At 69.2% G+C, this 14,583-nt stretch carries 11 protein-coding genes; 8 read left to right on the top strand and 3 right to left on the bottom strand.

Annotated elements, in window-relative coordinates; genetic code table 11:
* Positions 1–5: 5 nt before the first annotated feature.
* From ACN28I_RS04905 to ACN28I_RS04895, 3 genes are read left to right on the top strand one after another with little or no spacing between them, the layout of a single operon-like run.
* On the top strand, positions 6–923 hold the full coding sequence (locus ACN28I_RS04905; RefSeq protein WP_420940982.1) for a hypothetical protein: 918 nt from the start codon (positions 6–8) through the stop codon (positions 921–923).
* An 11-nt stretch (positions 924–934) separates the two neighbouring features.
* Entirely contained in the window at positions 935–1,522 is a 588-nt protein-coding gene (locus ACN28I_RS04900; protein ID WP_420940981.1) for an imm11 family protein, read from the top strand.
* Between the two features lie 12 nt (positions 1,523–1,534).
* The gene (locus ACN28I_RS04895) at positions 1,535–2,269 is read left to right on the top strand and encodes a hypothetical protein (RefSeq protein ID WP_420940980.1); all 735 of its coding nucleotides are present in this window, start codon (positions 1,535–1,537) and stop codon (positions 2,267–2,269) included.
* Here ACN28I_RS04895 and ACN28I_RS04890 read toward each other — a convergent pair.
* From ACN28I_RS04890 to ACN28I_RS04880, 3 genes are all read right to left on the bottom strand, one after another.
* Positions 2,207–4,090, bottom strand: coding sequence for a tetratricopeptide repeat protein (locus tag ACN28I_RS04890; protein ID WP_420940979.1), 1,884 nt, complete (start codon positions 4,088–4,090; stop codon positions 2,207–2,209). The two genes, ACN28I_RS04895 and ACN28I_RS04890, sit on opposite strands and share 63 nt — an antisense overlap.
* A gap of 52 nt (positions 4,091–4,142) precedes the next feature.
* Entirely contained in the window at positions 4,143–6,206 is a 2,064-nt protein-coding gene (locus ACN28I_RS04885; RefSeq protein WP_420940978.1) for a hypothetical protein, read from the bottom strand.
* 199 nt (positions 6,207–6,405) lie between these two features.
* Positions 6,406–7,680 carry a hypothetical protein gene (locus ACN28I_RS04880; protein WP_420940977.1) on the bottom strand — a complete coding sequence of 425 codons (1,275 nt, stop codon included), beginning with the start codon at positions 7,678–7,680 and terminating at the stop codon, positions 6,406–6,408.
* Positions 7,681–7,689: 9 nt separating this feature from the next.
* On the opposite strand from ACN28I_RS04880, the gene ACN28I_RS04875 reads away from it, so the two are divergent.
* From ACN28I_RS04875 to ACN28I_RS04855, 5 genes are all read left to right on the top strand, one after another.
* Positions 7,690–7,890: a hypothetical protein gene (locus ACN28I_RS04875; RefSeq protein WP_420940976.1), complete on the top strand. Its 201-nt coding sequence runs from the start codon at positions 7,690–7,692 to the stop codon at positions 7,888–7,890.
* 165 nt (positions 7,891–8,055) lie between these two features.
* Positions 8,056–11,064 (top strand): ATP-binding protein, encoded by a 3,009-nt coding sequence (locus ACN28I_RS04870; protein ID WP_420940975.1) that lies wholly within the window; start codon positions 8,056–8,058, stop codon positions 11,062–11,064.
* On the top strand, positions 10,997–11,875 hold the full coding sequence (locus ACN28I_RS04865) for a hypothetical protein (RefSeq protein WP_420940974.1): 879 nt from the start codon (positions 10,997–10,999) through the stop codon (positions 11,873–11,875). The genes ACN28I_RS04870 and ACN28I_RS04865 overlap by 68 nt, the downstream gene beginning before the upstream one ends.
* Complete coding sequence (locus ACN28I_RS04860) at positions 11,872–13,326, top strand: sensor histidine kinase (RefSeq protein ID WP_420948567.1); 1,455 nt, start codon at positions 11,872–11,874, stop codon at positions 13,324–13,326. Before ACN28I_RS04865 ends, ACN28I_RS04860 begins: the two co-directional genes overlap by 4 nt.
* Before the next feature lie 39 nt (positions 13,327–13,365).
* A complete protein-coding gene (locus ACN28I_RS04855; protein WP_420940973.1) occupies positions 13,366–14,532 on the top strand; it encodes a cyclase family protein in 1,167 nt (388 codons plus the stop codon).
* Positions 14,533–14,583 lie beyond the last annotated feature (51 nt).

The raw sequence follows: 14,583 nt of genomic DNA, 5'->3' as shown, positions 1-14,583 counted from the left end.
CACACATGGCATCCAGCGATACACATCTTGGCTGGGACCCGAAGACGCTCAACCACCCGGATCGGCCGTCCGGGTTCGGCTGTCTCTGGAGGCACACCATCACGGACAATGGAGGGTGGAGCTCCCACCCATGCAATCACATGTCCAATGGCTACAAGGTGTCCTTGCGTGAGCGCAGCGCGCTCTACAACAAGGACCACCAGAAGATCGCCCGGCGGATGCGGCTCGTCGGAGAGAACTTCGGGATGAGTGGTAAGGCCATGAAGCGCATCTGGAAGCGCTTCCCCGTCAGCGAGAACTCGGAGCGCAAGCTCACGTTGTCGGACTTCCTACAGCAGGCGCGCCAGTCCCTCAAGTGGCTGAGCCGGGGACCCGAGGGGTGGCACATCGGGGCGAAGCATCTAAACCCCGTGCCCAACCATCCGTTGAAGAAAGGCAATCGGCCCCAGTTCCAGCCCCGTCAGAACGATGTTCAGGGCGGCTATGGCGCCTTCTACCCGTACGAGCACAACTACCACCACCTCATCCCCGTTGGAGCCGTCGAGGAGTGGGTCATTGGCAAGGGGGCTTCCGGCAGCCCGTCGCGCTCGGAACTGGTGGTGAAGCTCATTCTCATCTCGCGCTGGAACATCCACAACGAGAAGAACATGATGCTGCTGCCCCAGCAGGAGTTCGAGGCGTTCATCGTAGGGCTTCCGGCCCACTGCCCGTGGGGGATACCGTCGCACAGCGCCTATCAGTCATCCCTCAAGGATCGGTTGCGTCAGCTACGGAGCAAGCTCGACCGTGCCATCCGCGAGAAGAAGCATCCCAAGGATCTCAAGGCCGACATCCTCGCTGACCTGAACTCCCTGTCGGAAACGCTGCTGGAGCAGGTCAAGACCATGGGAGCCGGTGTGAAGCTCACGGCCGCCGACGTCTGAACCACGAACCCATGCCCTATTCCTATCACACGTTCGGACACGCTCTGGATCCCCGCGCGGTGGAGATCGTCGACCTGCCGGACAAGGTCGAGGACTACTTCTACCTGCGCGATGGTGTTCCCATGGCGTCCTATCTGCCGCCCACGACCGAGCTCAGCCTGTACGAAGGCGCCGGCGACATGTTCACGGACTTCATCGACAACCCGGACCGCGCGCTCTACGTCTCCCAGCGCGTGCAGGACGTGCTGTCGAGCCGTGGGCTGGTCGGCACGGCCATCGAGCTGCTGCCATTTGTCCTGCTGGACAAGCGTGGCCGACGCGTCCGGGAGACCTACGCCATTGCCAACCCGCTGGTGCGCGTGCCGTGTCTGGACTTCGAGCGCTCGAAGTATCGACGCAGCGCCGGCAATCCGAACGAGATCGCCGAGGTGAAGTTGCTGCACCTGCGCGAGGATGCCATTCCCGACGATGCCCAGCTCTTCCGGGTGGCGGAGTTCACAGAGATGATGGTGCTGCGCTCCGATCTCCTGGATGCCTTCCAACAGGCCGGGCTCACCGGGCTCGCGGTCCAGCCCATCGGCACGCCCATCCCAGGCTGAGGCCCGCTCCCCATGGATTCGGTCCTCGACAACATCCTCTTTCTCCTAGGCCAGCGGATGCCCCGGCTCCAGTCGTCGGCGGCGAAGCCAGACGCGAAGCTGGTCCTGGAGACAGCATCCCTCTGGCGGCAGTACGGCTGTGGCTTGCTGCTGTCCGAGCTGGACGAGGACGGCTTCCGCGATGGCCTCGAGCAGTCGGCGACCCTCTACCGGGGACTGCTGGCGCGCCGAAGTGCGTGCTCCGAGTTCGACCAGTACTACCTCGCGCGCAGCAAGGGCGAGCCGCTCTTCGATGCTCTTGCCGTGGGCGCGTGGGACCTGGCCCGGGAAATCGCGGCTGCGATGACTCCCACCTGGATGCAGCGGATGGAAGCAGAGGAGGACTTCCACTACTTCGGTGCGCTCATCGCCATGCTCCTCCAGCGCACCGACCTCGACGCGGAGTTGGCTGCTTTCGAGCACTGCCTCCAGGGCGGGCAATCCTTCCGCTTCGACGCGATGAAGGCCTTGGCCATCGCGGACGATGCGGCCTTCGAAGCGGGCCTGCAAGGAATGGTTGAGGAGCAGGCGGCCTGGGTGGAGCGACAGCGGCGCTCCGGGCTCTTCGACCCCTATCATCACAAGACGGCATCCTTCGTCTTCGTCGAGGGGGTGGCGCTGGTCCGCCTGGCGCGGCACCGGGCCCTAAAGACTCAAGAGTGGTATCGCCTCATCCCCGCGCCCGCGCTGGGCGCTGGCGGTCAGTAGTGAAACTCCAGGGCTTTTCTTCGTCAACTGCGGGAAGGGACACCACGCGGCGGTGGCCCTTTCAGCTCCGGACGATGCCCGGTCATCACGCGCTCGAGGCAGTGCACCACGAACTCGGCTGCTTGCAGGCGCGCCTGCTCGTCGTCTGCGTTTGCCCCCACCGTGAGCAGGAGGAGTGGCGGGCCGCGCTTGCACCGGGCCCACAGACGGACGTACGCCGGCGCCTTGTGATGACGAGAGGGGAGGTCCTCCCACTTGAAGCCGTCGAACTCGTCGGCGGAGAAGCGTCGCTCTTTGCGCCAGGAGCGCAGGACGAGTTGCCCGCGCGAGACGGACACCTCCGGCCGCCAGATGAATGGCGCGACCGTCATGAACATGACGACGCAGACCAGCAATATGCCGAGGAAAAGTGGCAGGGCCGCGGAATACCGCCCCCTCTTCAGCTCGAGTACGGCGATGACGAGCCCCGTGAGCATGCAGAGCACCGTCAGGGGCGTCGCCACCCAGAGCACCACCGGCTGCCGCACCGCTCGTACCGTGAGGTGCTGGTTCAGCCCATCGTCGACGATCTCGAAGGGGCCACGGGTCGTTGCCTGTTCCATGACACCTCACTCCTCCGGGACGATCACCGCCGTCTTTCCGGGCTCGGGCGGCTTGGGCGGCTCGGGCAGCCGGGTCTCGATGGGCCGGCGCTCCTCGAGCCTCTCCGGCCCGGCCGCTCGCCCCGAGCGCCTGATTCAACGTGGCGAACTGGGGGTCCGTGGCCAGCCGCTCGAGCAGCAGCTCCCGCCCGAAGCGCGGCGAGGCCGTGACGAGCAGCTCCACCACCTCCTGGGCCGGCCGTCCCTGCCGCAGCATCAGCTCCGCCTGGCGCAGCAGCGGATCCGCGAACCAGCGGTTGGCCTCGGCCGCCTTCCCGTAGGCCGTGAGCGCCTCGGGGAGCTGGCCCCTCGCCTCCAGCAGCAGGCCCGCGTAGTAGTGGGACATGGGGAGGTTCTCGTCCCCGGCCTGCGCGTAGACCCGCAGGGCCTCGTCCTCCCGCCCCAGCGCGAACAGGGCGCTCGCCTTGCCCGCGAGGAACGGCTTGCGCTTCGGGTCCGTCTCCAGGTGGCTGCCCAGCAGCTCCTCGTAGGAGCGCAGTGCTTCCTCGTAACGGCCCTCGTCGAGCTGGAGCGCCGCCAGGTCCGCGAGCGCGAAGTACGCCCGCAGCCGGTCCTCCCGCGTCTCCCGCTTCGCCACCACCTCGCCCATCGCCGCGAGCTTCGCCTCCGCCGCCTCCCGCTGCGCCTGGGTCTGCTCCCGCGCCTGCTTCCAGTCGCTGTCCTTCATCAGGGCGAGCAGATCCTCGGGCGTGGGCACGTGGACGTGCAGCATCACCGTCTGCTTCACCTGGGCGCCGCCCTCCTCGACGAGCACTCCCACCTGGTGGAGGCCCGGCGTCTTCGGAGCCACCCAGACCGCCGCGGGCCCGTTCTCCTGCTCCAGGCGGCCCCGCGCCGCCACCCAGGTGTAGCGCCTCGCGCCGGCCTCCCCCGAGCCTCCTTCCACCTCGCACCCCAGCGCCACCCGCCCGCCCACGGGCACGTCGTGCGGCGACGCGGTGAGGCGGACGATGCGCAGGGGGGCCCCCGCCGGCAGGGAAGCCGAGGACGGCTCCCCCCCGGCGCGGGACGGGGAGGCTCCCACCGGCGCCTGCTCCGGCACCGGCGGCTCCCCTGCCCCACGCCACACGGCGAAGCCTCCGCCCAGCACCGCGGCGAGCCCCAGGCCCATCACCACCCACCGGGCCCGCCCCGGACGCTGACTGACTGCTGACTTCATTCCCGCTCCTTCCCGGACGCCCGGGCGGACGCTCCCCGGGCTCCGGTCCGGCTCACTGCTCTGCCCTCACCCAGGTGAGCATCCTGTTGGCGAGCGCCGAGGTGAGGACCTCATGGTTCTCGTTGTAGTCATTGGACGCCCAGGCCTTCCACTGCGTGGGAGCGAGCGAGCCGTAGTTGACTCCGCAGCCCGGACTGGCCGCCTCCGTGCTGAGCGCGTTGCCCGTCACCGCCAGGGCCGAGTCGGCGTTGATGAAGGCCGGCTCGAACTGGAGGCGCAGCCGGAAGTTGCCGCACACCGAGGCGCCCTGGTCCGTGTTGACGTCGGCGGCGGTGATGGTGCGCGAGCCCGCCACGCAATCGCGCTGGCCCGGCTCCCAGTCCCGGTCCTCCGAGCAGAACCACCCGGTATACGTGAAGTCATACAGGCGCGAGTCGCTGCCCATCTTCGTATAGCCGTTGGTGGGGTTGGCGTCGCCGAAGGCCAGCGCGTAGCGCGGAATGGCCGAGGTGGGCCAGCCCATGCTCCCGTAATACAGATCATGGTAGCTGGTGGTGCTGCTGCACGTGGAGTTCTCCGGCTCGTTGTCGCAGGAGCACGTGGTGGCCATGCTGTAGGCCAGGTCGTAGGCGGGCGGCGAGGTGAGCCTGCGCCGGCCGGAATGCGTCGCGGGCTGGTGGCACAGCAGGAGCGTCTGGACGCCCCGGTAGGCGCGGCCCAGGTTCGCGCCGAGCTGCGGCGAGTCGATGGAATACCAGGCCTTCACCTTGCCCTGGATGCCGTTGGTGTTGTTGTGCAGGGTGTCGCGCAGCACCACGCCGCCCTGGCTGATGCCGGCCACCTGCACCTTGCTGCCCGCGGGCATGCGGCCGAGGATGTCATCGACCCACGCGGCCACCTCGCCCCGGAACCAGCCGAGCCGCTGGTTGCCGTCTCCGTGCTTGCCGATGATGACGTCGTAGCCCTCGGCGTTGAGCGTGCGCACGAGGTCGCCCATCAGCATCAGGTAGTTGGCGGTGGAGTCCGTGTTGAGCGGATCGAACCCGGTGACGATGAGCAGCGGCTTGTCGAGCGCGCCGCTCTGCCAGTAGTCCAGCACGGCGCGGTGGGAAGTGGTGCCGCCATAGGTGACGCTGAAGGCGCTCTGCTGCGTCTGCCGGGGCGTCACGTCCGAGCGCTTGAGGAAGACGTAGGTGCCGCTGGTGACCACCGTCTCGCCGCCGGTGAGCGGATAGGTGGAGACGCTGTAGCCCGCCACGTCTCCGTTGAAGCGGGTGCCCCGGAGGGTGGGCGTCGCGGAGCAGTACGCGGCCGCGCGGGCCCACCCGTCATTGACGGTGGAGCCGGTGCTGATGGCGGTGGTGGAGGTGGTGTACGTGCCGCACGTGTAGTCGAGCGAGTAGCTCAGCGAGGGGCGCGGCTGGTTGAAGAGGCCGTCGCGGATGTTGATGAAGAGGGCCGCGGCGCCCGGGCGGGTGAAGCGTTTCGCGGAGAAGCTGGCGAGGACGGGCTGGTTGTAGCTCACCGGCTGGGCGACGGTGTTCTGCCCTTCCTGGAAGCCCGAGGTGGCCGAGCTGCCGTTGTCCGCGCCCGTGCCGAAGCCTCCGGTGACGGTGCCGTAGTGGAACTCGAAGGCGCCGTCGCCGAAGAGCTTCACCTTGAAGGTGTAGCCGCCGGAGGCGGACTGCCCGTAGCGGTAGAGGTTGCGCCACTCCACCACGTAGGCCGAGCCCACCCAGCCCGCGTACACGTCTCCGCCCGCCGCCGGGTTCCAGTCGTCCCACATGGGGGCGATCATCCCCGCGGGCGCGGCGGTGGAGCCCGACCACGAGAGCTGCGGATTGCTGATGCTGCTGGCGGTGGTGCTGCCGAGCACCAGGTAGCCGTTGCTCGAGACGGTCACCTGCGTGAAGGTCTTCCCATAGAAGGGGAAGGCGAACGGCAGGTTCACCACCTCCGAGCAGTCGTCACACCCCGACACCGTCGACAGCATTGTCGGGGCCGGGCTGGCGTCATACGCCGCCGTGGACGGGTTGTAGTGCGCGCTGGCGCTCCCGGCGCCGAGTCCCACCATCAGCGCGGTGAGCGGTACGCTCCGCTTGAGTATCCGATTCATCAGGGCTCCCCTCTGGCCGTGAGGAAGGCGGCCAGGCCTCCTGCGCCTCAGCGTAGAGCCAGGAGTTCCAAGGAGTCCAGGGAGTCCGTACGATTCCTGCTTCACGGTACTGGCGAGCCGCGTCATTTACGAGCTGCTCGGCGAAGCGGGACGGTGAGGCACGGCCCGGCGCCGTGCCCCACCCCACTCCGTCAGCGCACTACCGCACCTGGATGGCGTCGGCGATGACGACGTAGCCCGCGGTGGCCCAGCGGCTCACCTGCACCTTGTTCCAGCCGGCCGGGAAGTTCCACGTGCCGAGCGTGTTCCACGCGCCACCGCCCGTCTGCTGGTTCTTGTACACCGTGGCCAGGTTGGTGCCGCTGGCGTTGGTGATGATGTAGGGCGCGGCCGCCGAGCGGTTGGTGCCCGACGTCCACCGCGCGTCGATCGTCTTGGTGGCCGCCGCCGGCAGGTAGAACCAGTACGTCGCCGGCTCGGAGGCCGCCGCCGTCGCGGCATACAGGTAGTTGGAGCCGTAGTAGCCCGCCGTCGAGGACGAGGCCGACCAGGTCCCCGTCAGCGCGATGTAGCCCTTGCTGGTGTCGTTGACGGCGTTGTTGTTGTCGATGATGAGGCCCGTGGCCGGGGTGCTGCCGCCCGACGTCCACAGGTACGTCACGTTGACCCAGCCGTTGTTGCTCATCCCCAGGTCCGTCCAGAACGTCCCATCGGCGATGTCGATGCCCGCGGGATTGGACGGCCGGCGCCCGAACTGATCCAACCCGCCGTTGAAACCATCCTGGTAGGCGGCCTGGGCCTCGGGCTTGCCCTGGGGCAGCGTCTTCCACATCTCGCGGACGGACGAGGGATTCCAGTAGTCATCCTTCGTGTTCCACGGGCCCACGTCCCAGACGGACGTGGTCGTGCACTTGCCCGTCACCGGGTAGCACACGCGCACCTGGTACTCGGAGCCCCCCTTGGTCGCGAGCGCCCGGCGCGAGGGCAGCGCCACGAAGCGGTCATAGCTCTTGATGATGTGGCCGTTGGCCGTCGTGCCGCCCACCAGGCCCTCGCGCGTGGCGAAGATGCGGTAGGTCAGCGGCGTCGCCAGGGTCGCGCTCTCCTGCGAGGCGGTGCCACCCTCCAGCGTTCCCTCCAGCTTCACGTCGTGCACCACGGGACCGCGGCCACGCTCATCCGCCACGAGCGCGAGCCGCACCTGCACCTCCGTGCCGGCCCAGGGCAGGCGCACGGCCTCGCCCGCGTTGGAGATGCTCCACTCGCTCCAGGCGCCGCTGGCCGAGCGCACCCGGACATCCACCTCGACGCCCATCCCCGGGGCGCTCTTCGCCTGGATGAGCGGCCGCACCGTGTCCACGGGCTGCTCCAGCCGGCGGGCCGGGAAGGTGTAGAGGCCCGTCAGGGTGCGCAGCCCCTCGGGCCGGCGCATGACGTTGTAGGGCTCGAACACCAGCCCCTCTCCGGTGCGCACGAGCTCCCCGTGCCCTCACCGGTGGCGAGCTCCTCCGTCCAACGCAGACCGCTGGCATTGCCCGGCGAGGCCGCACGCGCGGACTCCGTCGCGGGCTCCGCCACCGCGGCGCCTCCCATCAGCGAGACGCCGCACATCATCGTCATGAACGTCGACCGCACCTTCGAGCGCATGGACCGGCTCCTTGGAAAAAGGGGGATTTCCGAGTAATCCCTCCTTCCCAAGAAGACACCGGATGGGCCTCACCGTCTCACAAAAAAATAAAAATCGTCCTTCCGGGTGTTCTCGGGGGCTCTGGCGCGGCGCGTTCCCGTCCGCTCCATGCGTAAAACTTCTATATTCCTTCATCCGGTGGCCGGGTTGATGGAGTCCAGGATGATGGAGTTTCCGGGTTACGAGCTTCGGAGTCTGTTCCAGACGACGAGCAACAACTTGCTGTTCCACGCGGTGCGGCGGACGGACGGTCTGCCGGTCATCCTCAAGACGCCGCGCGCGCAGCACCCGGGTCCACGCGAGCGCGCCCGCTATCAGCGCGAGTACACGCTCCTCGAGCGCCTGCGAGGCACGGCCGGAGTGCTCACCACCCATGGCCTGGAGGTGCACGCGGAGCGGCCCGTCCTGGTGCTGGAGGACGTGGGCGGCAAGGCGCTCTCGGAGCAACTGGGCCAGCCCTTCGAGCCCAGCCGTCTCCTGGACATCGCGATTCCCCTGGCCGCCACGCTGGCGGAGGTGCACCGCCGGGGCGTCATCCACAAGGACATCAAACCCGCCAACCTCCTGCTCTCGGAGGGGGGGCGGGTGTGGCTCATCGACTTCGGGCTGGCCACGTTGCGGCAGCAGGAGCACGTGGATGCCGCGGCGGCCTCGCTCGTCGAGGGCACGCTGCCGTACATGTCCCCGGAGCAGTCCGGGCGGATGAACCGGGCGGTGGACTACCGCACGGACTTCTATTCGCTGGGGGTGGTGCTCTACCAGCTCCTCACCGGGGAGCTGCCCTTCCGCGGCAGGGATGCCCTGGAGTGGGTCCATGCGCACGTCGCCCAGGCGCCCGTGCCTCCGAGCCAGCGGGTGCCGTCGGTGCCGCCCCTGCTGTCGGCGGTGGCGCTCAAGCTGCTGGGCAAGTCCGCCGAGGAGCGCTACCAGAGCGCGGAGGGGCTGAAGGCGGATCTGGAGCGGTACGCGGAGGGGCTGCGGCGGGGCGTGCCGGAGGAGTTCCCCCTGGGGCTGAGGGACTTCCCCGCCCGCTTCCAGGCGCCGCAGAGCCTCTACGGCCGCGACGCGGAGCTGCGGGCGCTGCTGGAGGCCTTCGAGCGGGTGGCCCGGAACGGGAGGGCCGAGTGGGTGCTGGTGCGAGGCTACTCGGGCATCGGCAAGTCCTCCGTCGTCCAGGAGCTGCACAAGCCGCTGCTGCGGCGCCGCGGCTTCTTCCTCAGCGGCAAGTTCAACCCGCTGCAACGGGACGTGCCCTACGCCCCGCTGGCCCAGGCGCTGCGGGCGCTCGTGCAGCAGATGCTGGCCGGCAGTGACGAGGAGGTGGCCACCTGGCGCCAGCGCCTGCTGGAGGCCTTCGAGGGCATGGGCCAGGTGCTGACGGCGCTGGTGCCGCAGTTGGAGCAGGTGGTGGGCGGACAGCCCCCGGTGCCGGAGCTGCCGCCGGCCGACGCGCAGAACCGCTTCAACCGCCTCTTCCTGCGCTTCCTCGCGGTGTTCGCCACCGCCGAGCGGCCGCTGGTGCTCTTCCTGGACGACTTGCAGTGGGCGGACTTCGCCAGCCTCCAACTGCTGAAGTACCTCACCCTCCACCCGGACACCCCGCCCCTGCTGCTGATGGGGGCCTACCGGGACAACGAGGTGAGCGCCTCGCACCCGCTGGCCCTGGCGCTGGCGGAGGTGCACAAGGCGGCGGGGCGGCTGGTGGAGCTCCACCTGGGGCCGCTGTCTCCCGAGCAGACGCGGCAACTGGTGGCGGATGCCCTGCCGGGCGCCGCGGACGGGCTCGTGGTGCCGCTGTCGGCGCTGGTGCAGGAGAAGACGGGAGGCAACCCCTTCTTCCTCCTCCAACTGCTCCAGACGCTCTACACCGACGGCCTGGTGTCACGCGGGGCGGACGGCGCGTGGCGCTGGGAGGAGCGGGCCGTGCGGGCCCGGGACTACTCGGACAACGTGGTGGAGTTCATGGCCGCCCGGCTGCGGCAGCTCCCCTCCCCCACCCAGCAACTGCTGCGGCTGGCCGCGTGCGTGGGGGATGCCTTCGCCCTGGAGACGGTGGCCCTGCTCACCCGCCAGGAGGCCCCCGAGGCGGAGCGCGGACTCGAGCCGGCGCTCCAGGAAGGGCTGCTGGTGGAGACGGGCGCCTGGCACTACCGCTTCTCGCACGATCGCATCCACCAGGCCGCCTATGCCCTCATCGCCGAGGAGGAGCGCAAGGCGGCTCACCTGGAGATTGGCCGGCGGCTGTGGACGCGTCTCTCGCCCGAGGAACTGCACGAGCACCTGTTCGACGTGGTGGGCCAGCTCAACGCGGGCGCGGAGTTGCTCGACGGTGAGGAGGAGCGCTTCCGGCTGGCGCGGCTCAACGCCGAGGCGGGCTTCCGGGCCAAGGCCTCCGTGGCCTACCGCTCGGCCATTGGCTACTTCTCCATGGCCTTCTCCCTGCTGCCCGGCAACCCGTGGGAGACGCAGCCCGCGCTGGCCTTCTCGCTGCGCCTGGAGCAGGCCCGCTGCGAGCTGGTGAGCGGCCGTGGCGCCGAGGCCCACCAGTGGGTGGAGGAGCTGCTCGCGCGCGCCACCACGCGCCAGGAGCTGGCGGCCGCCTACCAGCTCGAGAGCAGCATCCTCCTCACGCGCAACCAGGCCGCCGCCGCCACCGCCTGTCTGCTGGAGTGTCTGGAGCGCTTCGGGGTGAGCATTCCCCCCAAGCCCACCTGGGAGCAGGTGATCGCCGCCCACCGGGAAGCGGAGGCCCTGCTGGGCGACCGCTCCATCGAGAGCCTGCGGGATCTCCCTCCCATGACGGATCCGGACATGAAGACCGTCATGGGGTTGCTGGCGGCGCTGACGTGGCCCGCCTTCTTCTCCGACGAGAAGCTCCTGGCCCTGCACCTGTGCCGGACGGTGGAGCTGACCCTCCGCCATGGGTACACCGCCGCGGCCGCGCCGGGCTATGCGTGGTACGGCACGGTGATCGCCAGCCACTTCAAGGACTACCACCGGGGCTACACCTTCGGCAGGCTGGCCTGCGAGCTGCATCGAGCGCCCCGACGGCGCGGCCTACCGGGGCAGGACGCTCTTCACCATGGCCCACGCGAGCCTCTGGGTGAAGCCGATCCCCGCCGCGATGGAGCTCTACCACAGCGCCTTCCAGCAGACGGTCCAGTTGGGTGACTACCAGGTGGCCTGTTATTGCTGCCTCTTCATCACGACGGTCCAACTGCTCGCGGGGACCGAGCTGGCCGAGGTGTCGCGGGAGATGGTGGCGCGCACGGACTTCGCGCACAAGGTGGGCTACCCGCAGCCGGAGGACATGCTCCGGGTCTCCCACGCCTTCGTGCAGCAGATGCGGGGGCTCACCGCGTCGTTCGAGTCCATGAGCATGGAGGGCTTCGACGAGAAGGCGTTCGAGGCCCAGCTGAGCAGCCGCATGCCCGCGCTGCGGTTCTGGTACGCGACGCTCAAGGCCCGGTCGCGCTTCATGAGCGGCGCCTACGAGGAAGCGCGCCAGGCCGTGGACGAGGCCAAGGCCCTGAGCTGGTCCATCTTCGGGCGCATCCAGCAGTTCGAGTACCACCTGTGCCGGGCGCTGGTGCTGGCGGCGTGCTACCGGCAGGCCCCGGCGGAGCGCCAACAGGAGGACCTGAAGGAAGCCTCCAGGCGCACCACCAGCAGTTGGCGGAGTGGGCCAGCCACTGCCCGGAGACGTTCCGCGCGCCCGAGCGGATGGTGGCGGCGGAGCTGGAGCGCCTCCTCGGAAGAGCGGACACGGCCCCCGCGGTCTACGAGGAGGCCATTCAAGCCGCGCGCGAGCAGGGCCAGGTGCACCACCTCGCCCAGGCGAGCGAGCTGGCCGCGCGCTTCTGGGAGGAGCGGCGGCTGGACGTCCTGGCCCTCTTCTATGCCCGCAGGGCGCGCGAGGCCTATGCCCAGTGGGGCGCCGAGGGCAAGGCGCGGCACCTGGACCGGCAGTGGTCCCTCATGAGCGGCCCGGCCGCCAGCCACGAGGACTCCACCAGCTATGACTCGGACTCCAGCCAGCTCGACGCGCTCACCGTCGTCAAGAGCCAGCAGGCCATCTCCAGTGAGATGAACCTGGAGAAGCTGGTGGCCACCCTCATGCGGGTGGCCCTGGAGAGTGCCGGCGCCCAGCGGGGAGCCCTCCTGCTGATGCAAGGCGGGGCGTTGAAGGTGGCGGCCCTGGTGGGCACCTCGGACCAGGCATTGCCGTGGACCCTGCTCTCCTACGTGCGGCGGGCCGGCGAGCACGTCCTCATCAACGACACCTCGGAGCCCCACCCCTTCTCCTCGGACGCCTTCTTCGCCCGGAGCCAGGCGCGCACCGTGTTGTGCCTGCCGCTGCAACGCCAGGAGCAGTTCCACGGGCTGCTGTACCTGGAGAATGCCCTCACCACGGGCGCCTTCAGGCCCGGCCGCATCACGCTGCTGAGGCACCTGGCCTCCCAGGCGGCCATCTCCGTGGAGAACGCGAGGCTCTACGCCGAGGTGCAACAGGCCGAGACGGCCCTGCGCCAGGCCAACGAGGAGCTGGAGCGGCGCGTGGAGGAGCGGACGCGCGAGCTGAAACAGGCCCAGGCGCGTCTGGTGGAGACGGCCCGCTCGGTGGGAATGGCCGAGGTGGCCTCCAATGTGTTGCACGACGTGGGCAACACCCTCACCAGCATCGTGGTGGACACCGAGCAGATGCAGCGCTCGGTGGAGGCCTCGCGCGTGGACCGGGTGGACAAGGTCTTCAAGCTGCTGGCCGAGCACCGGCCGCACCTCTCGGACTTCCTCGATCACGATGAGCGGGGCCAGCAGCTCTTCACCTACCTCCCGAGCCTCGCGACCGAGCTGATGCAGGAGCGGGAGTCCCTGCGGCAGGGCCTGGGGACGCTGGGCAGGAACGTGGAGCGCGTGCGCACCATCATCCAGTTGCAGCAGACGTACGCGACGTCCTCGCTGCTGGTGGAGGAGTGCGAGCTGGCCGAGGTGCTGGAAGAGGCCCTGCGCCTGCAAGGCGGAGCCCTGCGCCAGGCGGGCGTGCGGGTGGAGAAGGACGTGGCGCCCCTGCCTCCGGTGAAGCTGGACAGACACCGGCTGCTGCAGATCCTCCTCAACCTGCTGAGCAACGCCCGGCAGGCGCTGGAGGAGGTGGCGCCCGGGCAGCGCATGTTGTGGCTGCGCTTGCAGCGCGAGGGAGAGTGGATCCGGCTCCAGGTGCGGGACAATGGCCAGGGCTTCTCGCCCGAGGTCACCCGGCGCCTCTTCAATCACGGGTTCACCACCCGCAAGGACGGCCACGGAATCGGGCTGCACTCCAGTGCGCTCGCGGCGCGGCTGATGGGCGGGCAGCTCCGGTTGGAGAGCGCGGGGCCCGGACAGGGAGCCACCGCCACCCTCGAGCTGCCTCTCCCGGCCGGCCTCGACGGTTGAAGCGCATTCTCCTACTGTGAGAAGCAGAGGAGAAACAACATGAGACGTATCAACGTGGTCGCGGCCGTTCTCGCCGCGAGTGCCCTGGGTGCCTGCGAGTCGTCCCCCCCTCCGTCCCAGACGGGGAGCCCGGCGCGGAGTGAGCTGCCGCTGGTGATCAGTGATCCGCTGCTGAGCGATCCGGTGGTGAATGATCCCCTGCTGCTGGACGAGTCGCTGCTGAATGCGTCCGTGCCGCCATGGCCCGCGGGCGACGAGCGCGGAATGGGCAACACGCAGGGTGTGGCCACGCGCATGCGCTGCGCGGCCTACCTGCTGCATCCGAAGTCGCGGGAGTATGAGCTGTCGCACCTGCGCTCGGAGACCATGCCGATGTCGCCGTTCTCCACGCCGCTCGACTACGAGTATGTGCCGACGTTTGGCCCGGCGTTCTCGCGGCATGCGGTCAACGGCGAGAACATCTGCGGAGAGCCCGGCGGCCAGGGCACGCAGATCGACGCGCTGGGACACTTCGGAGTGCTGCCCCAGCCGTGGGATCCCGCGACGGGACCCATCCCCTCGCAGAACGCGGTCTATTACAACGGCTACACCCAGGCGCAGGTGAAGCCGACCCCGGACTCCCCGCTGCTCAAGCTGGGCGTGGACAAGATGCCGCCGATCGTCACCAGCGCCGTGCTGCTGGATGCGCGGGCATACGTCGGCGGTGGGAACCGGCTCTCCGGAGGCCAGCAAGTCACCGCGGCCCACATCCAAGGGATGATCCAGGCGCAGGGCCTGGGCTGGCGCGGCATCCTCCCCGGCGACGTGGTCTACATCTACACCGGCTGGGAGGAGCTCTGGCAGGACCCGAACGTGACGGGTGAGTACTACGCGCAGGGTCCCGGGCTCGCTCCGGACGCGGTGCATCTGCTCGCCCAGAAGGCCATCGTCGCGGTCGGCATGGACTCGCCCTTCGTCGATCCGGTCAACCCGGGCCAGCTCCAGGGACAGGCGCCGCCTCCGCCGGGCACCCCGCCGGGGCTCCCCTTCTACTCGCACCACTACCTGCTGAGCCAGGCGGGCATCCACCTCATGGAGAACGTGCGCCTGAAGGCGATGAGCCAGGACAAGACGTGGCTGTCCTGCACCCTCGTGCTGGCCCTCCGGGAGCGCGGAGGCTCGGGCTCGCCGATCCGGTCCGTCTCCTACGGCCCCCCGCGCCTGTAGAGCAGGCGCTTCCACCCGGGCGTGCCCACGCCGCGGCGCCCGGGGGGTGGG

It is taken from the genome of Archangium gephyra (assembly GCF_049060025.1).
Classification (GTDB): domain Bacteria; phylum Myxococcota; class Myxococcia; order Myxococcales; family Myxococcaceae; genus Archangium; species Archangium gephyra_A.
Note: the sequence above shows the minus strand (reverse complement) of the source record. Positions and strands in the feature narration are given on the sequence as shown.

What these genes read in the sequence shown, in the direction of transcription:
- ACN28I_RS04905 (WP_420940982.1), top strand. Translation starts at nt 6, where the DNA reads ATGGCATCCAGCGATACACATCTTGGCTGGGACCCGAAGACGCTCAAC.
- ACN28I_RS04900 (WP_420940981.1), top strand. Translation starts at nt 935, where the DNA reads ATGCCCTATTCCTATCACACGTTCGGACACGCTCTGGATCCCCGCGCG.
- ACN28I_RS04895 (WP_420940980.1), top strand. Translation starts at nt 1,535, where the DNA reads ATGGATTCGGTCCTCGACAACATCCTCTTTCTCCTAGGCCAGCGGATG.
- ACN28I_RS04890 (WP_420940979.1), bottom strand. Translation starts at nt 4,090, where the DNA reads ATGAAGTCAGCAGTCAGTCAGCGTCCGGGGCGGGCCCGGTGGGTGGTG.
- ACN28I_RS04885 (WP_420940978.1), bottom strand. Translation starts at nt 6,206, where the DNA reads ATGAATCGGATACTCAAGCGGAGCGTACCGCTCACCGCGCTGATGGTG.
- ACN28I_RS04870 (WP_420940975.1), top strand. Translation starts at nt 8,056, where the DNA reads ATGATGGAGTTTCCGGGTTACGAGCTTCGGAGTCTGTTCCAGACGACG.
- ACN28I_RS04860 (WP_420948567.1), top strand. Translation starts at nt 11,872, where the DNA reads ATGAGCGGCCCGGCCGCCAGCCACGAGGACTCCACCAGCTATGACTCG.
- ACN28I_RS04855 (WP_420940973.1), top strand. Translation starts at nt 13,366, where the DNA reads ATGAGACGTATCAACGTGGTCGCGGCCGTTCTCGCCGCGAGTGCCCTG.